Below are 20,361 nucleotides of genomic sequence, written 5' to 3'. Positions count from 1 at the left end.
CTCTTCGGAGCCTTACCTATTTCACTTTTTCCCTTCTGACTATGGCGTTTGACTTAGAAATGATTCAGGCCGTGTATGCCGGTATGGGCCAGCGTATTGAAGCTGCTCGTACCGCCGTTGGCCGCCCGCTCACGCTGACTGAGAAAATCCTGTACGCTCACTTGTATGGCGGTAACGTAACTCAGTCGTTCGAGCGGGGCGTTTCCTACGTCGATTTTGCCCCCGACCGTGTCGCAATGCAGGACGCCACCGCCCAGATGGCGCTGCTGCAATTCATGCAAGCCGGCAAGGCCCAGGCGGCCGTGCCCAGCACCGTGCACTGCGACCACCTCATCCAGGCCCGCGACGGTGCCAACGAGGACTTGGCCGTGGCCAACGACGAAAACCGCGAAGTATATGACTTCCTGGCTTCGGTTTCCAATAAATACGGCATCGGCTTCTGGAAGCCCGGCGCCGGTATCATTCACCAGGTGGTGCTCGAAAACTACGCCTTCCCCGGCGGCATGATGATCGGCACCGACTCCCACACACCCAACGCCGGCGGCCTGGGCATGATTGCCATCGGCGTCGGTGGCGCTGATGCCGTGGACGTAATGGCCGGCATGGCCTGGGAGCTGAAGTTTCCGAAAGTAATCGGCGTGAAGCTGACCGGCAAGATGAACGGCTGGACTTCAGCCAAAGACGTAATCCTGCGCGTGGCCGGCATCCTGACCGTGAAAGGCGGCACCGGGGCCATCGTCGAGTACTTCGGCGAAGGCGCCAACAACCTCTCGGCCACCGGCAAAGGTACCATCTGCAACATGGGCGCCGAAATCGGGGCTACCACCTCGGTGTTCAGCTACGACGAGAAGATGGGCGACTACCTGCGCGGCACCAGCCGGGCCGAAATTGCCGAAGCCGCCGCCGCCGTGGCCCACCACCTGCGCGCCGACGACGAGGTGTACGCCAACCCCGAGGCCTACTACGACCAGCTCATCGAAATCGACCTCAACACGCTGGAGCCCTACGTGAACGGCCCGTTCACCCCGGACGCCGCCTGGCCGATTTCGCAGTTTGCCGCCGCCGTGAAAGAGCACGGCTGGCCCGAGAAGCTGGAAGTAGGCCTGATTGGCTCCTGCACCAACTCCTCGTACGAGGACATCACCCGCGCCGCCAGCATTGCCGAGCAAGCCGTAACCAAGGGCCTGACCGTGAATGCCGAGTTCACCGTAACGCCCGGCTCGGAGCTGGTGCGCTACACCGTGGAGCGCGACGGGCTGCTCGACACCTTCGCCCAGATGGGCGGCGTGGTGCTGGCCAACGCCTGCGGTCCGTGCATCGGCCAGTGGGCCCGCCACACCGACGACCCCAAGCGTCGCAACTCGATTATCACCTCGTTTAACCGCAACTTCGCTAAGCGCAACGACGGCAACCCGAACACGCACGCTTTCGTGGCCTCGCCCGAAATCGTGACGGCCTTCGCCATTGCCGGCGATTTGACCTTCAACCCCCTGACCGACACGCTGACCAGCAAAGACGGCCAGCAGGTGAAGCTCGACGAGCCCCGCGGCGTGGAAATGCCGCCCCAGGGCTTCGCCGTGGAAGATGCCGGCTACCAGGCTCCCGCCGAAGACGGCTCGGGCGTGCAGGTACTCGTGGACCCGACGTCCGACCGTCTGGAGCTGCTCGAGCCCTTCAAGCCCTGGGAAGGTACCGACCTGATGGGTCTGCGCCTGCTCATCAAGGCCCAGGGTAAGTGCACCACCGACCACATTTCTATGGCCGGCCCCTGGCTGAAGTACCGCGGCCACCTCGACAACATCTCGAACAACATGCTCATCGGCGCCACCAACGCTTTCAACGGTGAAGCCAACAAGGTTCGGGATTTCGTGGCCCAGGGCGACACCTACAACACGGTGCCCCAGGTAGCCCGTAACTACAAGTCGATGCACATCGGCACGGTGGTCGTGGGTGACGAGAACTACGGGGAAGGCTCGTCGCGCGAGCATGCCGCCATGGAGCCCCGCCACTTGGGCGTCCGGGCGGTTATCGTGAAGTCGTTTGCCCGGATTCACGAAACCAACCTCAAGAAGCAGGGTATGCTGGGGCTGACCTTCGCCAACAAGGCCGACTACGACCTGATTGAGGAAGGCGACACCATCGACATCCTCGGCCTGACCACGTTTGCCCCCGGCAAGCAGCTGCAGGCCCGCCTGCACCACGTAGACGGCGACACGGACCTCATCTATCTGAACCACACCTACAACGAGGGTCAGATTGAGTGGTTTAAAGCCGGCTCGGCCCTGAACCTGATCCGCCTGAAAGAGGCCGGTCAGGCGTAATTGTCGCCCAGGTAACTCTGGCTTAGCATTGTAAAAGAGGCCGCCTCAACTGCTGGGGCGGCCTCTTTTTGTACATATACTTTGTATTGCAAAGTTCTTTGGTTTATGTTTGACTCACCAAGTACAAACGATGATTACCCTGCTATGCGCAATTTCCTGAATCCGAAGTGGCTGCTGCTACTCAATACCCTGCCCCTGGTGCTGCTGGCCGTGCTGTGCGCCGGGCAGTACGCCGTTATTCATACCCTGCTGCCGGCCGAAAGTCTGCAGCTGTGGCGGTGGTTTGCGCTGGCGCTGGCGGTACTGGGGGCTGCTACGCTCGCCTATGCCCTGGTGCAGCAGGGTAGGGGCCGGCCGCTGGGCGTGCTGTACAGTTTGCTGGCGCTGGCCGCCTATTCGGGCTTTCTGCTGGTGTACCTCAATCAGGAGCAGCAGCTGATACCCTGGTCGGTGCCGCGCTGGATGGTACCTGCCGACCTGTCTCTCTACGTTCTCACCTTCAGCATGCCCACGCTGGCGCACGCGCTGTTTGTGCTGGTCGTGCACACCACCCCGGCCGACCGGCGGCACTCGGCCGCCATGAGCTTTTTGCTGGCTTTTGCCGCGCCCCTGGCCTGGGGCATCGTGCTGCTGCTGCCTTTTTCGTTTCTGCAGGGCTGGCATACCCACTGGCTCTGGAATTTTTTATTCGCGGCTTCCTGGGTGGTAGGCTCCATCGGCTCGTTGTTTTTCATCGTGCGCGGGGCGTACATCATGGGGCTGAACCGGGCCGAGGACGCGGAGCTGTCGATGGTCTGGAAGGTGCTCATCAGCCTGCTGCTGCCATTGGCCGGGCTGCTGCTCAACAACGGGTTGCTCTGGGGCGGCTTTAGCGGGTATCGGAGCCACGAAGAGGGTGTTTTTGGCAACTTCCATAACCCCTGGTTTTACATGCTGGCGGTGCTGAACGGGGTGCTGCTGTGTCTGCCCGACCAGGCCGGCAAGTGGCCGCGGCTGCTGATTTTCCTGGGCCGTAGCGTGCTGTTCAGCTACACCTTCTACTTTTTCATCGTCTTTCTGCCCTACCTGCCGCTGTCCATCCTGGCCATTATTCTGCTGGGCCTCGGGCTGCTGCTGCTCACTCCGCTGATTCTGCTGGTGGTGCACGTGCGCGAGCTGGGGGCCGACCTGGAGTTTCTGGCCGGCCAGTTTCCCCGCCGCTGGCTGCGCGCGGGCCTGCTGGCCGGCGTGCTCACGCTGCCCCTCATTATCACGGCCCGCTACTGGCACAACCGCCGGGTGCTGCACCAAGCGCTGGCCTACCGCTACACGCCCGACTACCGCCAGCACTACGACCTCGACGAACAGGCCCTGGTCAGTACGCTGGAGGTCGTAAAACAGCACAAGGAGCGTGCTAACGGCCTTGCCTTCAGCCGGCAAGTGCCCTACCTGGCCACGTACTTCAACTGGCTGGTGCTCGACAACCTCACGATTTCGGACGATAAAATTGCCGACCTCGAGCAGCTTTTTCTGGGCGCGGCCGGGGCGCGGGAGCCGGAATTTACCCGGCCCGCCGCGGCCCCTACGGGCGGCGCTCCGGCCTTGAGCGGCCTTTCCGCGCGCAGCACCTACGATGCCAGGCAGCAGACCTGGGTGAGCTGGCTGGATCTGCGGGTGAGCAACACCGATACCAGTCAGCGGGCCGGGGAATATGCCACCACGCTGGCGCTGCCGGTGGGCTGCTGGGTGGGCAACTACTACCTGGATATGAACGGCCGGCGGGAAATGGGGATTCTGGCCGAGAAAAAAGCCGCCGCCTGGGTCTACGCGCAGATTGTGGGCGAAACCCAGGTGCGCGACCCTGGCCTGCTGGCCTACACCGACAGCCGCCACGTGAACCTGCGCGTGTACCCGGTGGTGCGCCGCGCCGCCCGCACCACGGGCCTGCAACTGCTGCACAAGGAGCCCCTTACGCTGACGGTGGATGGCCGCCGCGTGACGTTGGGCGATACCACGGCCCGCCCCTTGGCCAAGCCGGTGGCCACCCCGGGCAATGAGGTGGTATTCGTCAGTGCGGCGGCCAAGCAGGCCCTACCCCTGGTCAGGCGCACGCCCTACTATCATTTTCTGCTGAACGTATCAGCCAAGCAGGCTGCCGGCAAAGCAGCCTACGCGCGCCGCATTGCCAGCCGCTTTGCCCACGATGCGGCCTACGCCCACGCCCGCTTCACGCTGGTAGATGCTTACGCCACGCCCGTGCCCGCCGACCAGTGGGCGCAGGAGCTGGCGCAGCATACTGGCCGGGGCGGTTTTTACCTGGAAGGTGCCCTGCGGCAGGTGTTGTTCGACGCTTGGCAGCACCCGGGGCCCACGTACCCGGTTATCGTGGTCGTAACCGATGAGGTAAGCGAGGCTATTCTGGGGCCAAACCTGGAGGAGCTGAGCAGCGCTTATCCGGAAAGCAGCCTGTTTTACGTGCTGGGGGCCACGGGGGAAACGCAGGCCCATTCCCTGCTGACCAACAGCCGGTTCGGGCAGCCCGCAACTCCCGCGCCGGGCCAGCCCATAGCGGTCCGGGCCTGGCCGAATGCTGCCCACGCCCAGGCCTACCTCCCCGATAATGCCACCGCCGACATCGTGCTCAATCAACCCACGGTAGGCGTGCCGCAGCCGCGTGGCGCCAGCCGCTGGCAAACGGGCTTGCTGTTGCACGGCTACCAGCAGTGGCAGCAGTTTCATCCTGAAGCCACGGAAGCTGAGCGGGTGCCTTTCGTGCAGGCCAGCTTCCGAGCCGGTATCATGACGCGCTTCACTTCCTACCTGGCCCTGGAAAATGAAGCGCAGAAAGCTGCCCTCAGCCGCAAGCAGCAGGAAGTGCTGCAGGCCACCGCTACCCTGGATGTCGACGAAGGTCCGGCCGCCCCGGTCACCGACGTGCCCATCGACGGGGAGGTGTGGGTGCTGCTGGCGGGCGGACTGGCGCTGGCCGTGGGGCAGCTGCGGCGCACCTGGCAGGTTGGGTAAAGCCGGCTCGGCCCTGAACCTGATCCGTCGGAAAGAGTCGGGCTAGGCGCAGTTGTCGCCGAAGTAATGCTGGTTTCATTACTTGTAAAAAGGCCGCTTCAACCAATGAGGCGGCCTTTTTACTTTCCTGGTTTTTGGGCAGGGTAGTTATCAATGCCAGCGTGCTGTGCTACTGGGAGGTTAATAGAATAGTTTGATAACGCAGTAGTTGAGGCACAAGGGCAGCAGAATAAGTATGGCTAAGAAAGCCCCGTAGACAAACGCCGTATCTGCCAGTGCCAGATACCACGAGCTGAACAGCAGCCAGTGACCAAGCACGGCCACGCCGCTGCTTACCAGGACTATATGACGCAGCATGTGCAACTCAAGCGCTACGTTCTTGTGGGCTTGGGCCTTCGTTTGCACCATAACAAGGGCCACTGTAATGAGGGCTGGAAATAAGTAGAGAAGGTACATGATAGGCTGGAATTATGAATATTTAGGTTGCTGCTGGTTGTTCCCGGGGTTTCTGCACCAGATAATAATATAGCAGGATGAACAGGCCGGTCAGGAAGGGCAGCAGGGCTAGGTGCTTGCCCGTGAGGCTGCCCCAGACCCGCACCGTGTCGAAGCCCAAAAACTCGCTGATCATCCAGTAGGAGTTGGCCGAAATCCAGAACACGATGGCCAGGTTGTGGGCCAGCTCCGCCCGGATGTCGCGGGTGCGCCAGGTGATAACTAGGGCAATGATGAGCGTGGGAAATATCATCGTGATACCCAGGGGCTTCCAGATCATGCACCAGCCGATGTCCTTGAGCAGCCAGAACAGAATGTGCATGTTTTCCATGCGGCGGTATGGTGCCGGGATACTATAGAGCTGTTCGGCGTTGGTGGGGTCGGTCATCTGGTAAAGCGCGGGTAAAGTGCGTAAAAGTAGCAGGTGGGCCAGAAGTTACCAGCGCCCGGCGCGGCCTGCTTCCCCGACCCGATGGGCAGGGGGCAGGCAATAAAAAAGCCACCCCGGAAGGTGGCTAATGGAGAATAGGTGGCTCCCGGCTAGTTGAGCCAGATATGAGCTACCGGCTCGAACCGCCGGCAGTTAAAGGCGCCGTACGGCCGCTCGGCATAAAACCCCAGGACGTGCACCTGCAGCTGGCCGGTGCGGGCGTTGGGCCGATACTGCACCGGATAAACAAAACCCATTTCGGGCCAGTCGCCGATGTGGTCGGCGGGGCGGCTGGAGGCGTCGATGCAGCGGGCGTACTGCTGCATGGGGAGAGGAAAAGGAAGGCTGGTCTTCTTCGTTCTGCGCATATCCAAAAATACGGATATTATTTTTTAACTAAAAATATTAGGTAGAAAATAAATAAGGATTTGCGCTTTTAATTGGGGTATTGGTAGGATTAAAATGATATTAAAGTGTATATATGGGTTTCCTATTTTTAGCTTGTTGGGAACTTATTTCGGTTCTTTGAATCCGTAATTGCTAATATCATTGGCTTGATGTTTTGCGTAAGCCGCTAACCGTTGATAGTAAGAATATTAGGTATTCGACCCCGCGAAAAGCCCGGTTCGACCTGATATCACCAATATTTGGGCGGGACGGTAACGGTGGCGCGGCAACCAATGGAGCGGGCGGCGGCTAGCAAGCCCGGGCCGCCAGCCGAGCAGCCAAACAACATAAGTTGAAATTTTCCTGATTTCTTCTCAGATTCTCTTCATCTTGGCGTATCCCTAACGGCCGGCATCCGTATCGGATACTGACCTACCTTACTGATAGTCTGCTCCGCTATGAACACCACCGCACCTTGCCTGTTCTCTTCCTTGCCGTCGGCACTGCAAAGCCGCTTTGTTCAGTTTTTGCGTCAGGAGCTCGGGAGTGGCCAAAACACCACCCTGGCCTCGCCCGATGACTGGCTGCAGGCCGCCCTCGTCGTCGACCCGACCGTGCAGGTGCATCCGGCCCGCGGTACCTTCTGGATTCGCCGGGGCCGCAAAGCCCTGGAAAACATGGCCCGCCATTTCCTGGTGGTGCCCCGCCCGGTAGCCGAGCTGCTCGACCGGCACCAGCTGCTGCGCGCCAACCCCGCCGACTACGGCCTGACCGATGAGGAATGGCTGGCGCTGGCGCTTTAACTTCGCTTCGTCTACTACATACAAAAAGCCGCTCTCAGTGCTACTGGGAGCGGCTTTTTGCGTGAATGAAAAACCAAACCGGCCGGAAAACATGCCGCTGAGTCACTAGTTGGGGAGAAAATGCGCGGTCTTATTCAAGCCCGATAATCACGCGGCGCGACCATACACCCTGCGGCCCGGCAACGCGCAGCAGATACATGCCGGCGGGCAGCAGGCGTACGTTCAGCCGACTATGAACGCCGGAAATACGCTGCTGGGCTACCACCTGTCCCAGGCTGGTCAGCAGCGTTACCTCGGTGGCTGCGGCCGCGCCTGGCACGTCAACCCACAGCTGGGTGCGGGCCGGGTTGGGGTACACCTGCCAATTGGCCTGCTGCTGAGCGGGGCTACGCGTGGGCAACACTACGTTGTAGCGCGCCTGGGCCGCGTCGGCGGCGGCCTGGAGTGCGGCCAGGGTAGGGGCCCCCAGCACGGCAAAAGCCACGACGGATGAGTCGCCGGGCGCCAGGGGCCGCAGGGCCGCGCCTACCACCTGCGACACGTCGGTGCCGGCGGTAAGCCCCGCGCTGCTTTGGCGGGCTTTGTTGCTGAGGGTCAGAAACTTTTCGGCACTGCTGAACCCGTCGGCCAGGCGCACGGCAGAACCCGCCGGGGCCCCGTTGTTGATGGAATAGCAGGCCGGCGTTCCACCCCCTAGCAGCTTCACCCCAGTGAATACGGTCGGGTTTTCCCGGTCGTGGACGTAGCCCAGGGCGCGCACCGAGTCCCAGGCGGCCGTGTTGCGGTTGGCGTCGGGCAGCACGTCCCAATCCATGAACAGGCCCGCGTACAAAGGCTTTAGCGTATCGGGCGTTACGTTTTTGAGCTGGTATTCGACAATGGCATAGTCCCGGTCAGCCGCTGAGGCCCAGGCGTAGCCGCGCTGCCGGATCCGCACGCCGACCGTGCCGGTGCGCTTGGCCGTGGGCACGGAATCCTGAAAGACCCCGTAGGCCTCCTGCGTGGCCCGCGCCGGCTGGCGGCTCAGGGCTATTTGGGTGAGGGAGTAAAAGTCGGGGCTGGCGGCATTTCGCTCGTTGCGCACCCGGTCGGCTACCCTGGTGGGCGAAGTTGCTACCATCAGGCCGCCTTCGTAGAGCAGCGGGGCGCTGCCCTGGTAGGTCACGCTCTGGCCCAGGTCGGAGCCGATACCGTCGTAGCCCAGGCTGCCGCGGCTGGTCAGCGTCAGGTGCAGGTCGCTGGCGTCGAGCACCACGTAGTCGGGGTTGAGCGTCACGGTCAGAAACTGGTCGGTCTGGTAGCCGTTGTCGGCCGTGAGGCGGTAGCGCAGCTCGACGCGGGTGTTGATGGGCACCGCGCCGGCCACCACGAGGCGAAACGGGGCCGCCGCGTTAGTGGCGCGCGCCAGCGTGGCCAGCGTGCCGGTCGCGAAGGTACCCTGCCGCACCGTCAGGTAGGGCGAAAGGGACGTGAGCGTGACGCGCAGCCCCGTTACCGGCTGCAGCAGGTTTTGCAGGGCCACCACCACCTGAAACGTGTCGTTGGGCTGGTAGGCCTGGCGGGCGGGCAGCAGCTGGCTGCTCAGAATCCGGGCTTCCCGCTGCGTATTCTGGCTCACGGCGTGGTGCACGTTGAGGCGGCCGGTGCCGAGCTTGCCGCGCAAAGTCGTGTTGCCGGGCAGGCCATACACGTCGTCGGCGGTCTGGCGCAGCTGGGCCGCTACCTGGTCGGCGGTGAACTGCGGGAAACGGCTGCGCACCAGGGCCGCCGCGCCGGCTACCAGCGGCGAGGCAAACGAGGAGCCGTTCACCGGGAAATAGTCGCTGTCGTTGTTGCCCAGAATAGTGAGGACCTGCTCGCCGGGCGCGCTCAGCGACACGTGGCTGCTGTAGGTGGCCGGGCCCGACTTCTCATCGTTGGGGGCCAGGGCCGCTACCGAAATCACATGGTCGTAGCTGGCGGGGTAAAAGTCCAGCTCGGCGTTGGTATTGCCGGCGGCGGCCACCACCACGGCGTTGCGGTTGAGAGCGGCGTAGGTGATGACGTCCTGCTCGAACTGCGACCGGCTGCCGGGGCTGCCCCACGAGAGGTTGATAACCTGGCAGCCGTGGTCGGCGGCGTACACGATGGCCTCGAAGCCGGCGAAGCTGCCGGTGGCCGTGTTGGGGTAAATCTTGAGCGGCAGATACTTACACTTGAAGCCGACGCCGGCCAGGCCCACGCCGTTGTCGGGCTGAGCCACGGCGCAGCCCGTCACCAGAATGCCGTGCACGGGCTGAAACACGGCCATGTTGATGGAGGCGTCGTTGTCGTTGTCGGCTAGGTCCCAGCCCCGGAAGTTGTCGACGTAGCCGTCGTTGTCGTTGTCGAGGCCGTCGATGGGGTCGGCGTAGTTTTTCTTGAGCTGGTTGCGCAAATCCTCGTGGCTGTAGCGCGTGCCCGTATCGGTGATGCCGATGACGATGCTCGTGTCGCCCTTCGTGACGTCCCAGGCGCGGTAGGCCTGGATGTTTTTCAGGTAAAACTGCCCGGCCGTGTTGGTCGAATCCGACAGCGGGTCGTTGGGCTGGTAGAGCGGGGCGCGGTAGTTCAGGGGCTCGGCGTATTCCAGCAGGCCGGTTTGCAGCAGCGTGCGGCAGGCTTTGGCCAGCGGCACGTCGCCTTTGAGCATTACCTGGTACACCAGCTGCAAATCCACGGAGCCGGGCACTTCGGGGCTGGCGGGCAGGGTGCGCGGAAACTTCTGGCGGATGCCGGCGGCTCCGATCTGCGCCAGCGCCTGCCGCAGCGCCGGGTGGGCGACGTCGGTGGCCGTGCCCAGGCCCTTGAGCTCGGGCCGGAGCTTAAAAACCAGCGTGCAGGGCAGCTGCGGGGCCCCGACCGACTGCGCCCGGCCCGGCAATACGCCGCAGAGTAAGCCAAAAAGAAGCAGGAAACGTAGCAGTTGGGGCATAGCAGGGACTTCGGGGTTCGCCGTTAGGTACGTAAATTTAGCCCTGCCGGGGCGTAGTTGCGGAGCCCGGCGCTACAGTTTTCGACTAACCCCGCCAAATTCGCCGCCAACCACCGTTTTGTCTCTTTCCCAAGTTCTTATGACTCTTCCCGCCCAGCGCCACCAGGATACCATCGACACCGCCATCCGGGCCCTGCACGGCCGCACCTTCTTCGCCGCCTTTCCCGAAAACCCCTCCCCCGAAATCTACGGGCCCGACGCCGACCGGCTGGGCCGCGAAGCCTTTGAGCGCCAGCGTAATCAGCGCTTCGCCGAGCTGCGCCAGCCCGGGGCCGAAGCCTGGGTGGGGCAGGAGGAGTCGCCGTGGGAGCAGCAGCCCTTGGGGGTGCACTACCCGTACTTCGCGCCCGAAACGCTGGTGCAGCGCGCCCAGGCCAGCTTCGACCCGTGGCGCAAGCTCAAGCCCGCCCAGCGCGCGGCCCTGCTCACCGAGGCCCTCGACGGCATCAAGGACCGGTTTTTCGAAATTGCCTACGCCACCATGCACACCACCGGGCAGGCTTTTCTGATGGCGTTTCAGGCCAGCGGCCCCCACGCCGCCGACCGGGCCCTGGAGGCCATTGCCGCCGGCTACGAGGAGCAGACCCGCTTCCCGGAGGAAACCCGCTGGGAAAAGCCCATGGGCAAGTATAACCTGGCGCTGATGAAAACCTGGCGGGCCGTGCCCAAGGGCGTAGGGCTGGTCATTGGCTGCTCCACTTTTCCCACCTGGAACTCGGTGCCGGGCCTGTTTGCCTCCCTCGTAACCGGCAACCCGGTTATCGTGAAGCCCCACCCGCAGGCCGTGCTGCCCATTGCCATTGTGGTGGCGGAGGTGCAGAAGGTGCTGGCCGCCTACGACCTGGACCCCAACGTCTGCCAGCTCGGCGTGGATGCCGCCGACCGGCTGATTGCCCGGGACCTGGCCGAAAGCCCCGCCGTGAAGCTCATCGACTACACCGGCGGCGCCCAGTTTGGCGACTACATCGAAAGCCTGAAGGGCAAAACCGTGTTTACCGAGAAAACCGGGGTTAACTCCGTCATTCTGGACTCCTGCGACGACCTGGACAAGGTAGCCCAGAACCTGGCCTTTTCGGTGAGTTTGTACTCGGGGCAGATGTGCACCGCGCCCCAGAATTTCTTTATTCCGGCCGGCGGCGTGCGCGTGGCCGGCACGGTGGTGCCCTACGAGGAAGTGGTGCAGAAGCTGGCCGCCGCCGTGACCAGCCTGGCCACCAACCCCAAAGCCGGGCCGCACGTGTTGGGCGCCATTCAGAGCCCCGCTACCTACGCCCGCGTGCAGCAGCTGACCCTGGACGGGGGCCGCAGCATTCTGCCCTACGGCCCGGTGGCCCACCCGGTGTACGAAAACGCGCGCACCTGCTCGCCCTGCATTCACGAGGTGGAGGCGGCCCGCATCGAGCAGTTTAGCCAGGAGCTGTTCGGGCCCATTATGCTGGTTATCAAAACCCGGGACACGCAGGAAAGCATCCGGCTGGCCGCCCAGCTGGCCCGGGAGTACGGGGCCATCAGCTGCGGGGCCTACACGACGGATGCGCAGGTGAAAGAGCAGATCATGGATGAAATGGGCCTGGCCGGCACGCCCGTCAGCTTCAACCTGACCGGCGGCATCTACGTGAACCAGAACGCGGGCTTCTCCGACTTCCACGTGACGGGCGGCAACCCGGCCGGCAACGCCTCCTTCACCAACCCCGAGTTCGTCATCAAGCGCTTCACCTGGGTGGGTTTCCGCGAGCCGCTGGCCTCGTAGCCAGTGCTTCATCCACAAAAAAGCCCCGCCGGCAGTGCGCCAGCGGGGCTTTTTTTGGTGAATGCAGACTGCGCAACCGGGGATTTACCGGCCCGCCTTGTTGTCGAACTTGTAGTCTTTCGGGGCCGTTACCGTGCCGGACTTGTAGGGGTTGCGGGCGTTTAGATCGATGCCGAAGCCCGGGTTGCGGCGCTTCCTGAAGCGGGACTTGTCGTTGTTGCGGCGTGAGGCTTCGGAGTAGGACGTTTTGTATTTCTTGGGATTACCACCCTGCCTGACGGTGTCCTGGGAGCAGGCAGCGCCGGTGAGTAGCAAGCCCAGCGCGAATAGGTTTAGTAGTTTTTTCATGGCAAAGGCAACTGAGAGCAGCCCATTCGGCGGGGCTGGATTATTGCCTTGTTGTATACTAATAATGAGACGGAAAGGATGCAGCCGGGGCCGGTGAAATTGGCCGCCCCGTCGGGGCTTTGCCGCCGCGCTTCCGTGCCAAACCGGCCTTACAAGCTCAGCAGCTCCCGGAACAGCACCGACTGCTTGCGCGAAACTTCCACCTCGGGTCCTTCGCGCAGCTTTATTTTGAGCGTGTTGCTAAACCAGGGCTCGATGTTTTCAATCCACTTCAGGTTGATGATCTGCTGGCGGTTGGCCCGGAAAAATACTTTCGGGTCGAGGCGGGCCTCCAGGTGCTGCAAGGTGCGCGGAATCAGGGGGCGGTGCTGCTCGAAGTAGATCTGGGTGTAGCTGCCGTTGATTTCGAACAGCTTGATGTCGGAGAGGCGCACAAACCAGCACCGCTCCCCGTCCTTCACGAACACCTGATCCTGGGCAGTCAGCGGGGTAGGAGCCGGCTCTTCAGGCAGCGCGGCCGGAGCGGCGGCCGGGGCCAGGAGCTGGGCGCGGGCTTTGTCGAGGGCCGCCGTGAGCCGGGCTTCGCTGATGGGCTTGAGCAGGTAGTCCAGCGCGTTGACCTCGAAGGCCCGCAGCGCATACTCGTCGTAGGCGGTGGTGAAAATGACGTGCGGGGCCGCGTCCAGCGACTCGAGCAGCTCGAAGCCGGTTTCGCCGGGCATGTGAATATCCAGAAACAGCAGCTCGGGCCGCAGCTGGGTTAGCTGCTCCCGGGCTTCGGCCGCGTGCCGGGCTTCGCCCACGATGGTTACGTCGGGAAAAGCCTGCAACAAGTGGCGCAGCTCGGTGCGGGCAAGGCGGGAATCGTCAACCAACAGGGCATTCATGGGCAGAAGAAAGGGAGGGGCAGGAAATCGGAAACAACTCAGGCGGAAACAAGGGCGGGCTGGGGGCGGCCGGCGGGCAGGCGCAGCTCGGCCACCACGGTTTCGGGCGCGTCGGGGGCCTCGTGGATGCGGAGGCTGGCGGCGGAGCCGAAGAGCAGCTGCAGCCGCTCCCGGGCGTTGCGCACGCCCACGCCCTGGTGGCCGGGCCGGGGCTGGTACTGGCCGGTGTTGCGCACCGTCACGCGCAACTCGGTGCCGTCGAGGCGGGCCGTCAGCTCGATCTGGCCGCCGTCGGGCCGGGGCGCGATGCCGTGCTTAATGGCGTTTTCGACCAGCAGCTGCAGCGTCATGGGCGGAATGGGCACGGCCAGCGTGTCGGGGGCCACGGCCAGGTGGTAGCGCAGGCGCTCCTCCAGCTGCATGGCCTCCAGGGCTAGGTAGTGCTCCACGATTTCGACCTCGCGGGCCAGGGGCACTTTCTCGGTGCTGTTGAGCTGAATGGAATAGCGCAGCAGATCCGACAGGTGGGTTATCATGTCGCGGGCCCGGGCCGGGTTTTCCGTCACCAGGGCCCGGATGTTGTTGAGCCCGTTGAACATAAAGTGCGGGTTGATCTGGGCCTTGAGCATGCGCATCTCGGCTTCCTGCACGGCGGCGGCCAGCTTCCACTTATCCACCTCGGCCTGCTTGTAGCTGTCGAGGTAGTGCAGGCCGAAGTACAGCACCGACCAGAGCCAGAACACGAAGTTGCCGTATAGGGTGTAGAGCACCAGCGCCATCCAGCTGAACTGCGCGGGCGTGAAAATGCGCACCACGTACATCATCAGCAGCGAAATGACGACCTGCGTAGCCAACGACAGCAGGAAGTTGACGACCAGCAGGCGGGGCACCACCGCCAGCACCGGCAGCCGCAGCCAGCCCCCGCGCCGGATGATGGCCCGCAGCCCGTGCGAGGCCCCGATGTTGAGCGCCAGAATGAACAGCTGGGCCAGCGCGTAGTTGACCGTGAGCTGGCCCATCACCTTGAAAATGGTGATGCCCAGCAGGGAGTACAGTCCCCAGCAGATGACTTGCAGCAGCCAGTAGAGCCGACGGCGGGTAAAAGGGCGCATAAGCGGCTAAATTGGAGAAGCGGACGAATACAGGGCCGGCGCGCTTAGGCGGCAGCAGCGACCAGCGCCGGGACTTGCTGGCGTTTGGTTTGGTAGTCGAGGTAGAGCCAGCCGGCCAGCACCAGCAGGCTGCCCACGATGAAGCCGGGAATATAGTACAGCTTTTCCACGGGCAGGCGGGAGCCCAGCAGCAGGCAGCCCCCGGCAATAACCCCGGCCATGACGGCAAACGACTTGGTGTTGTAAAACCAGGCGTAGGGAAAGAAGTGGGCCCCGGTGATAATGCCGTAGGTCATCACGAAATGCTGCGGGTAACGGACGTAGATAAAAATCAGAATCGGGAAGTAGAACAGCTGGGCGAAGTTCAGCCAGAGGCCCAGGGGCTGAATCGGGTTGTCCTTGATGGTCCAGGTGGTGCGCAGCACCTTGGAAAACAACAGCGCCAGGGGCACCATCGCGCCGCCCATGAAGAAGGTGTAGAGGCCGTGGCGGCTGGGGCTACCGGGCAGCAGCCAGATCAGGGTAATAACCGACCAGACCAGGCTGGCCGCCACGATAAAGTCGAGGCCGTTTTTGGCTTTCACCGATAATTCCAGCCGCAGGGCATCCAGGTTAAGCTGAGCAGTAGACATAAAGAAGGGAAGAGGAAAGGAGAACAGACAAATCGGGCGGCAAACTAGTAAGCCGGGGCCAAAAAGCCTGCCGCCCCGGTCCGAAAACTTACTTTTTGGCTACCGCCGTCTGCTTCAGGAAGGCGTCGGCCTGGGTAAAAAACCACTGGGTGTCGTCGTACATCAGGAAGTGCTTGCCGGCCTCCGACATTTCGATGCGCACCTGGGGCAGCTTGGCGTACTGCTGGGTGAAGATGGCGCGGGTGCTTTCCTTGGTCGAGCCGAACTGCTTGTAGGCGGCCCAGGCCCCGAGGACCAGCGTGGGCTGCTGCACGCGGGCCAGCGCCGGGCGCAGGTCGGTGGTCATCATATCGTACATGGACTGGGCCACGGTGGCCGGGTCGGAGGCCGTGCCCCAGCGGGCCACCTGCGTCACGCGGGCCGAGTCGGTTACCATGCTGCTGACCATCTGGCGCTGGGCGGCCAGCGGCATGTGGCCCTTGCTCATTTGCTGGCGCATGCCCTCGGCCATGGGCTTAGCGCCTTCGGCCGTCTGGTTGGGGTTTTGGATGGCCGACATAAACGGCAGCGAATCGACGATAACCAGCGGGCCCACGGCCTCGGGCTGGGTGGTGCTCATCCACAGGGCCAGGAAGCCGCCCAGGCTGTGACCCACCACCACGGGCTTCGTGAGCTTCTGGGCTTTGACGTAGGTCAGCAGCTGGTCGCGCACGCCTTGCAGGAAGTCGGTGGTCGTGGCCGCCGCGGGCTGGCCGCCGAAGCCCGCCAACGACACGATGTGGCACTGGTACTGCTTCTGGTAGTGGGCCACGGTTTCGTCCCACACCGCGCCGGGGCAGGTCAGGCCCGGAATCAGCAGCATGGGCCGGCCCTTGCCCACCACGCGCACCGTGAAGCTGGGGTGGGCGGCGGCCTTATCGGCCGGGGCGGCGGCGGCTGCCGGAGCAGTAGCGGCCTGAGCGGTGGCCAGGGGAGCGGCGGCCAGCAGGAGGGCGGCCAGGATGGGGCGGAGGGTAGCGGAGAAGTTCATCGGAGTAAGAGCTAGGTTGGTGGTGAATGATGGCTCAAACCTAGCGGGTGCCGGCCCCGAACGGAACAACTTTTGGGCGAACGGTAAATTCGGCCGCTGACCTGCTTTTAACCCGGCCGAATGGCGCGGCCCCAAACGCACGCGGCCCCGACTCCCGCAGGGGTCGGGGCCGCGTGGCCTTGCTGGCAAAAGCGGGCTAGTTGCCCGTGGGCCGCTCCGAGCCCGAGGCTTCGGGCGCACAGGTGGCCGCAGTGACCTTGCCGCTGGCGTCGAACTGGATGCGGATGGGCTGGGTGTCGGTGGCGCTGCCAAACAGGTACGACCAGGTTTTGCCGCTGCCCTCGGCCGCGTCTTCGCCGGTCGGGGCACCCATGATGCCGCGTACCTGCTGCTCACTCATCCCGATTTTGACCTTGACGCAGTTCTCCGCGTTCTGAAAACTTTCCTGGGCCGTGCAGGCCGGCAGCAGCAGCGTGGCGGCCAGGGCCACGAGCGAAACGAATACTTTCATGAAAATCGGTTAGATGATGTTGCGCAGATCCTCGCGCAGGGTGTCGATGCCGCGCCGGATTTCGTCCCAGGTGCTGGTGGGCCGGTCGGGGGCGGGGCGGCCGGCGGGGCCGACCAGTTCGGCCAGCTTGGCCCGCTTCACTTCCAGGGCGGCAATGTGCTCGTGGTAGGTGTTTTCGGAGCCCACGGCCGTGGCGTGGGCGCGGTTGCGCAGCGTCTTGATCTTGGCATCCAGCTCGTCCAGGGCCTGGTGCAGCTCGGCTTCGCTCAGGTGCTGGGGCACGCGCATATTTTCGGGGTGAGGAGTGTAGGACATGGCGGTGAAAGCTAGGGGGAGGCGCGAAAAACGCTCCGGGCGTTTGGTAGAATAATGTACTGCTTTTTCCCGGCAAAGGATACCGGCAATGTTACCAACACAACGGCAACACAAGCATAACCGTGGCGTTACGGCCCGGCGCCCGGCGGCGGATAGCTTTGGGCCACTGTCTGATACGCTCTTCGCCATGCCCCGACTGCTTTTCGCGCTTGCCGGCTTTTTGCTGGCGGCGGCCCCCGTCGCCGCCCAGCACCAGCTCACCGCCGCCCTCTCCGACTCGGGTACCAGCGCCGGTACGGCCACGCCGGCCGCGCCCGTTGTCTACCACGTAGCCGAGGAAATGCCCAGCTTCCCGGGCGGCGAAGCGGCCTTCACCAAGTTTCTGCGGGCCAAAATCCAGTACCCGGCCGCAGCCCTCAGCCACGGCGCTTCCGGCAAAGTGCACGTCAGCTTCGTGGTCGACGAGCAGGGCCACATCCTCGACGCGAAAGTGGTGAAGGGCCTGGGCTACGGCCTCGACGAGGAAGCCCTGCGCCTGGTGCGCATCATGCCCTGGTGGAACCCCGGCCGCGTGCAGGGCCAGCCCGTGAAAGTGGCCTACACGCTCCCTATCGTGTTTCGGGCGCTGGAGTAGCGGTGAGGTGGTGAGTTTGGTTGTTAGTTGTTGGTTGTTGGTTGTTAGTTGTCCGTTGTTAGAGTTGTCATCCTGAGCTTGCGAAGGACCTTCCTCGCCTGAGTGACAAGCCTGATTCAACGCACAAAGCCCTTCCCTACCAGCGTAGGAAGGGGCTTTTGCACGTTGGTACCACGCGCCGTGGGGTGGGCGAGGAAGGTCCTTTGCTAAGGCTCAGGATGACAGCTCTAACAACGGACAACCAACAACTAACAACCAACAACTAACAACTAACAACCAAACTCCTCAGTGGCTATTCTTTGTTAAACTCGCCGATGTGCCACAGGATGCCGGAGGGGTCAAAGAGGAAACCCTCCTTGCCCCAGGCTTCCTGCCTGATCGGCAGAATGCGTACGCCCTCGTACTTGCTGGGTAAGTCCAGGGCCGTGAGCTCCGCCCAGTACTGCTCTACATCTGCCACTTCCAGAAACAGCATGGTGTTGCCAATCCAGTCCTGCACGTAGGCATCCTGCAAGTAAAAGCCGACGCCCCGCAGCACGAAATATGACATGCCCGCGGAGAGTACCACTTCGGTGAAACCAAAGGCGCGGTAGAAACTGCGCGAAACGGCGAAGTCTTTGGCGCCAACAAAGGGACGGATGGAAAGGGCTTGTGCGGGCATGTGGTCAGAAGTTGAAAAGGCGTTTGGGGGAGGGGGCCAGAATTGCGGGGCAAGATGGGAGTTCTTTCCCAACCAAACACTCAGGCAAAGGACGAAAACTATCGTGTTGCCTACTGCTCACTCGCCGCCTGGCAGGAGGTATCTGTCATCCCGAGGCGCTGCCAAAGGACCTTCCTCTAACTGGCGGTGTGGCCAGCAAGTCAACGGAACGTCAGGCAGAGGCGCAGCCGAAGCATCTCGCGGGCAATGGTATATGGTTACTCTGGCAACGGCAGCCCGCCAGCTGCTTGGTTCCTGGCTTGAGGCGCCACATGCTCGGCATGACGGCCGGAATAAGAGCAAAAGCCTTGCTGGCCACTCAGCCCAGGTGACAAGCCTGATGCAATGCCCAAGTCGCTTTACTCGTGCGTGGGAAAGAGGCTTTTGCACGTTGGTACTACGCGCCGTGGGGTGTGCGAGGAAGGTCCTTCGCTAAGGTTCAGGATGACAGCTCTAACAACCAACAACGGACAACCAACAACCAACAACTAACAACTAAACTCCTTCGGCACGCCCAGCTCCCGGGCCAGGGGGGCGGCGCCCGACTGCCAGAGACGCCGCAGCAGCTCCCCGATGGCCTCGGCCAGCTCCAAATGGTAGTCGGCGTGGAGCTTTTCGGTTTGGCGCAGGGCCTCGTGGGTGCGCTTGGCCAAGTGCTGGAGCAGGGGCTGGGTGGGGCCGTGCAGCCTGGCTACGAGCTGGGGCTGGTGCTCAAAAACGCGGTTGAGCAGGCGCAGCGTCAGCTCCACTTCCCCGAAGGCATCCTCGGTAATCTTGGCGTGGTAGCCGATACGGGCCTGGAGCTGGCGCACGATGACCAGCAAATCGTTGGGGGTTTGGTGGTAGCCGCGCACCGGGTCGTCGATTTGGGTGCGGAGCTGGGCGCGGCGGTCTTCCAGCGCGTCGGGGCCTTCGAGCAGGCGGTAGGCCAGCTGCTCGGTCAGCACCGAATCCTGGGCCACGAGGCGGGCCAGGAGCTGGTCTTTTTCCTTTTGGGGTAAGTTGAAGAGGGCTTTGCGCAGGTCGGGGGAAAGGGCAGGCATGCGGGTGAAAACAGTATAGCTTATAACACCTGCAATTTACGTCAGGTGCCAGCGGCGCAGCGCTTTCCAGCACTAAAGGCTACGAAGCCGGAGTAGTCGGCCGACGGAAACCAGAGCAAGTAGTAGCAGCATATACAGCGAGTTGCGCCAGTCGGGCTGGAGGAGCGGGGCCCAAGTGCTTAGAATATGAGATTGGGTGAAATAATTACCCAACCACTTCCAAAAAGACAAAGGCTCATAGGCATCAGGAACAATCTCATTGTCACAGGAAAAGATTCCTGTTTCGGTTGCCGATGATTGAGGATTAACTCCAAAAACAAATAGCGTAGTCGGTTTATAAAGAATATCCAGCCAGTAGTGTTTTAAAGCTAGGCCCTGCACCTGATCCAGCATCTGAATTAAGTCACTATAAGTTGCATGGTCCGTAAATTGAATCCGAAGTCCAACGTTTTGGCTCGGATACTCCTGTAGCTGTTGGGTTCGTAGCCGGGCTTCGTGCAGACTAAAATAGTCCTGCCAAATATTGCCGGAAAAGGTAATCGTCTGCCAAGGGCGAAAACGCTCCAATTCTAACCGAGAGTTGTAGGGCGCAAAAAAGTGGATACCTGTTATGGGATATGCTTTATAAGTTAACTGTGGCATCGTCAACCTAAGTGCATATCGTGTTTGCCATCGTTCGGTATTCCTATTTATCACCCAGCAGCCCAGCAACAGCAAAAACGCCAGCGCCAGCAGGCCGGGCGGGAACAGCAGAGGCCGACGGTAGCGGCGAATAGGGTAGAGCAGCATGGCCGGGTGAAGGTTAAACCAACAGGTAACGTTCGAAAGGGTGCTCATAGTAGGAAAAAAGAACGTCATGTCGACCAGCGGGAGACATCTCGCGTGCAGTAGTAATTAGATTACCATTGCACGCGAGATGTCTCCCGCTGGTCGACATGACGGTCGTG

The 20,361-nt window shown here is 62.4% G+C and carries 19 protein-coding genes; 5 read left to right on the top strand and 14 right to left on the bottom strand.

The window, feature by feature from the left end:
• Positions 1-41 precede the first annotated feature (41 nt).
• Together E5K00_RS08920 and E5K00_RS08915 are read left to right on the top strand one after the other, a co-directional pair.
• Positions 42-2,321: an aconitate hydratase gene (locus E5K00_RS08920; RefSeq protein WP_135462874.1), complete on the top strand. Its 2,280-nt coding sequence runs from the start codon at positions 42-44 to the stop codon at positions 2,319-2,321.
• 144 nt (positions 2,322-2,465) lie between these two features.
• Positions 2,466-5,324: an MSEP-CTERM sorting domain-containing protein gene (locus E5K00_RS08915; RefSeq protein WP_167856813.1), complete on the top strand. Its 2,859-nt coding sequence runs from the start codon at positions 2,466-2,468 to the stop codon at positions 5,322-5,324.
• 180 nt (positions 5,325-5,504) lie between these two features.
• Here E5K00_RS08915 and E5K00_RS08910 read toward each other — a convergent pair whose 3' ends face one another.
• The 3 genes from E5K00_RS08910 to E5K00_RS08900 all read right to left on the bottom strand — a co-directional run bounded on the left by E5K00_RS08910 (position 5,505) and on the right by E5K00_RS08900 (position 6,575).
• Positions 5,505-5,780 (bottom strand): hypothetical protein, encoded by a 276-nt coding sequence (locus tag E5K00_RS08910; protein WP_135462872.1) that lies wholly within the window; start codon positions 5,778-5,780, stop codon positions 5,505-5,507.
• A gap of 22 nt (positions 5,781-5,802) precedes the next feature.
• Positions 5,803-6,207: a hypothetical protein gene (locus E5K00_RS08905; RefSeq protein WP_210114288.1), complete on the bottom strand. Its 405-nt coding sequence runs from the start codon at positions 6,205-6,207 to the stop codon at positions 5,803-5,805.
• A gap of 152 nt (positions 6,208-6,359) precedes the next feature.
• Positions 6,360-6,575 carry a hypothetical protein gene (locus E5K00_RS08900; RefSeq protein ID WP_135462871.1) on the bottom strand — a complete coding sequence of 72 codons (216 nt, stop codon included), beginning with the start codon at positions 6,573-6,575 and terminating at the stop codon, positions 6,360-6,362.
• A gap of 588 nt (positions 6,576-7,163) precedes the next feature.
• Here E5K00_RS08900 and E5K00_RS08895 point away from each other — a divergent pair.
• Complete coding sequence (locus tag E5K00_RS08895) at positions 7,164-7,439, top strand: hypothetical protein (RefSeq protein WP_167856812.1); 276 nt, start codon at positions 7,164-7,166, stop codon at positions 7,437-7,439.
• Positions 7,440-7,569: 130 nt separating this feature from the next.
• On the opposite strand, the gene E5K00_RS08890 is transcribed toward E5K00_RS08895, so the two are convergent.
• Positions 7,570-10,392: a S8 family peptidase gene (locus E5K00_RS08890; RefSeq protein ID WP_135462869.1), complete on the bottom strand. Its 2,823-nt coding sequence runs from the start codon at positions 10,390-10,392 to the stop codon at positions 7,570-7,572.
• A gap of 139 nt (positions 10,393-10,531) precedes the next feature.
• Between E5K00_RS08890 and paaN the strand changes: the two genes are divergently transcribed.
• On the top strand, positions 10,532-12,202 hold the full coding sequence (paaN, locus tag E5K00_RS08885) for a phenylacetic acid degradation protein PaaN (RefSeq protein ID WP_135462868.1): 1,671 nt from the start codon (positions 10,532-10,534) through the stop codon (positions 12,200-12,202).
• Between the two features lie 84 nt (positions 12,203-12,286).
• Here the strand turns inward: paaN and E5K00_RS08880 are convergent, their stop codons facing one another.
• The 7 genes from E5K00_RS08880 to E5K00_RS08850 form a co-directional block, all read right to left on the bottom strand.
• The gene (locus tag E5K00_RS08880) at positions 12,287-12,550 is read right to left on the bottom strand and encodes a hypothetical protein (protein ID WP_135462867.1); all 264 of its coding nucleotides are present in this window, start codon (positions 12,548-12,550) and stop codon (positions 12,287-12,289) included.
• Positions 12,551-12,699: 149 nt separating this feature from the next.
• Entirely contained in the window at positions 12,700-13,437 is a 738-nt protein-coding gene (locus tag E5K00_RS08875; protein ID WP_135462866.1) for a LytR/AlgR family response regulator transcription factor, read from the bottom strand.
• Positions 13,438-13,475: 38 nt separating this feature from the next.
• Positions 13,476-14,549: a sensor histidine kinase gene (locus E5K00_RS08870; RefSeq protein WP_135462865.1), complete on the bottom strand. Its 1,074-nt coding sequence runs from the start codon at positions 14,547-14,549 to the stop codon at positions 13,476-13,478.
• 44 nt (positions 14,550-14,593) lie between these two features.
• Positions 14,594-15,181 carry a DUF7010 family protein gene (locus tag E5K00_RS08865; protein ID WP_135462864.1) on the bottom strand — a complete coding sequence of 196 codons (588 nt, stop codon included), beginning with the start codon at positions 15,179-15,181 and terminating at the stop codon, positions 14,594-14,596.
• An 88-nt stretch (positions 15,182-15,269) separates the two neighbouring features.
• Positions 15,270-16,211 carry an alpha/beta fold hydrolase gene (locus tag E5K00_RS08860; RefSeq protein ID WP_135462863.1) on the bottom strand — a complete coding sequence of 314 codons (942 nt, stop codon included), beginning with the start codon at positions 16,209-16,211 and terminating at the stop codon, positions 15,270-15,272.
• Between the two features lie 196 nt (positions 16,212-16,407).
• Positions 16,408-16,722, bottom strand: a complete 315-nt coding sequence (gene bamE / locus E5K00_RS08855) for an outer membrane protein assembly factor BamE domain-containing protein (protein WP_135462862.1) — start codon at positions 16,720-16,722, stop codon at positions 16,408-16,410.
• A 9-nt stretch (positions 16,723-16,731) separates the two neighbouring features.
• Positions 16,732-17,037 carry a hypothetical protein gene (locus tag E5K00_RS08850; protein ID WP_135462861.1) on the bottom strand — a complete coding sequence of 102 codons (306 nt, stop codon included), beginning with the start codon at positions 17,035-17,037 and terminating at the stop codon, positions 16,732-16,734.
• A gap of 187 nt (positions 17,038-17,224) precedes the next feature.
• Here E5K00_RS08850 and E5K00_RS08845 point away from each other — a divergent pair, with 187 nt between their 5' ends.
• Positions 17,225-17,671 (top strand): energy transducer TonB, encoded by a 447-nt coding sequence (locus tag E5K00_RS08845; RefSeq protein ID WP_167856811.1) that lies wholly within the window; start codon positions 17,225-17,227, stop codon positions 17,669-17,671.
• Between the two features lie 292 nt (positions 17,672-17,963).
• On the opposite strand, the gene E5K00_RS08840 is transcribed toward E5K00_RS08845, so the two are convergent.
• From E5K00_RS08840 to E5K00_RS08830, 3 genes are all read right to left on the bottom strand, one after another.
• Positions 17,964-18,332 (bottom strand): VOC family protein, encoded by a 369-nt coding sequence (locus tag E5K00_RS08840; RefSeq protein WP_135462859.1) that lies wholly within the window; start codon positions 18,330-18,332, stop codon positions 17,964-17,966.
• A gap of 527 nt (positions 18,333-18,859) precedes the next feature.
• Complete coding sequence (locus tag E5K00_RS08835) at positions 18,860-19,414, bottom strand: hypothetical protein (RefSeq protein ID WP_135462858.1); 555 nt, start codon at positions 19,412-19,414, stop codon at positions 18,860-18,862.
• 72 nt (positions 19,415-19,486) lie between these two features.
• The gene (locus tag E5K00_RS08830) at positions 19,487-20,203 is read right to left on the bottom strand and encodes a hypothetical protein (RefSeq protein ID WP_135462857.1); all 717 of its coding nucleotides are present in this window, start codon (positions 20,201-20,203) and stop codon (positions 19,487-19,489) included.
• Positions 20,204-20,361: the final 158 nt, after the last annotated feature.

This window comes from Hymenobacter aquaticus, assembly GCF_004765605.1.
GTDB lineage: Bacteria > Bacteroidota > Bacteroidia > Cytophagales > Hymenobacteraceae > Hymenobacter > Hymenobacter aquaticus.
Note: the sequence above shows the minus strand (reverse complement) of the source record. Positions and strands in the feature narration are given on the sequence as shown.

What these genes read in the sequence shown, in the direction of transcription:
- E5K00_RS08920 (WP_135462874.1), top strand. Translation starts at nt 42, where the DNA reads ATGGCGTTTGACTTAGAAATGATTCAGGCCGTGTATGCCGGTATGGGC.
- E5K00_RS08915 (WP_167856813.1), top strand. Translation starts at nt 2,466, where the DNA reads ATGCGCAATTTCCTGAATCCGAAGTGGCTGCTGCTACTCAATACCCTG.
- E5K00_RS08910 (WP_135462872.1), bottom strand. Translation starts at nt 5,780, where the DNA reads ATGTACCTTCTCTACTTATTTCCAGCCCTCATTACAGTGGCCCTTGTT.
- E5K00_RS08905 (WP_210114288.1), bottom strand. Translation starts at nt 6,207, where the DNA reads ATGACCGACCCCACCAACGCCGAACAGCTCTATAGTATCCCGGCACCA.
- E5K00_RS08900 (WP_135462871.1), bottom strand. Translation starts at nt 6,575, where the DNA reads ATGCAGCAGTACGCCCGCTGCATCGACGCCTCCAGCCGCCCCGCCGAC.
- E5K00_RS08890 (WP_135462869.1), bottom strand. Translation starts at nt 10,392, where the DNA reads ATGCCCCAACTGCTACGTTTCCTGCTTCTTTTTGGCTTACTCTGCGGC.
- paaN (WP_135462868.1), top strand. Translation starts at nt 10,532, where the DNA reads ATGACTCTTCCCGCCCAGCGCCACCAGGATACCATCGACACCGCCATC.
- E5K00_RS08880 (WP_135462867.1), bottom strand. Translation starts at nt 12,550, where the DNA reads ATGAAAAAACTACTAAACCTATTCGCGCTGGGCTTGCTACTCACCGGC.
- E5K00_RS08875 (WP_135462866.1), bottom strand. Translation starts at nt 13,437, where the DNA reads ATGAATGCCCTGTTGGTTGACGATTCCCGCCTTGCCCGCACCGAGCTG.
- E5K00_RS08870 (WP_135462865.1), bottom strand. Translation starts at nt 14,549, where the DNA reads ATGCGCCCTTTTACCCGCCGTCGGCTCTACTGGCTGCTGCAAGTCATC.
- E5K00_RS08865 (WP_135462864.1), bottom strand. Translation starts at nt 15,181, where the DNA reads ATGTCTACTGCTCAGCTTAACCTGGATGCCCTGCGGCTGGAATTATCG.
- E5K00_RS08860 (WP_135462863.1), bottom strand. Translation starts at nt 16,211, where the DNA reads ATGAACTTCTCCGCTACCCTCCGCCCCATCCTGGCCGCCCTCCTGCTG.
- bamE (WP_135462862.1), bottom strand. Translation starts at nt 16,722, where the DNA reads ATGAAAGTATTCGTTTCGCTCGTGGCCCTGGCCGCCACGCTGCTGCTG.
- E5K00_RS08850 (WP_135462861.1), bottom strand. Translation starts at nt 17,037, where the DNA reads ATGTCCTACACTCCTCACCCCGAAAATATGCGCGTGCCCCAGCACCTG.
- E5K00_RS08845 (WP_167856811.1), top strand. Translation starts at nt 17,225, where the DNA reads ATGCCCCGACTGCTTTTCGCGCTTGCCGGCTTTTTGCTGGCGGCGGCC.
- E5K00_RS08840 (WP_135462859.1), bottom strand. Translation starts at nt 18,332, where the DNA reads ATGCCCGCACAAGCCCTTTCCATCCGTCCCTTTGTTGGCGCCAAAGAC.
- E5K00_RS08835 (WP_135462858.1), bottom strand. Translation starts at nt 19,414, where the DNA reads ATGCCTGCCCTTTCCCCCGACCTGCGCAAAGCCCTCTTCAACTTACCC.
- E5K00_RS08830 (WP_135462857.1), bottom strand. Translation starts at nt 20,203, where the DNA reads ATGCTGCTCTACCCTATTCGCCGCTACCGTCGGCCTCTGCTGTTCCCG.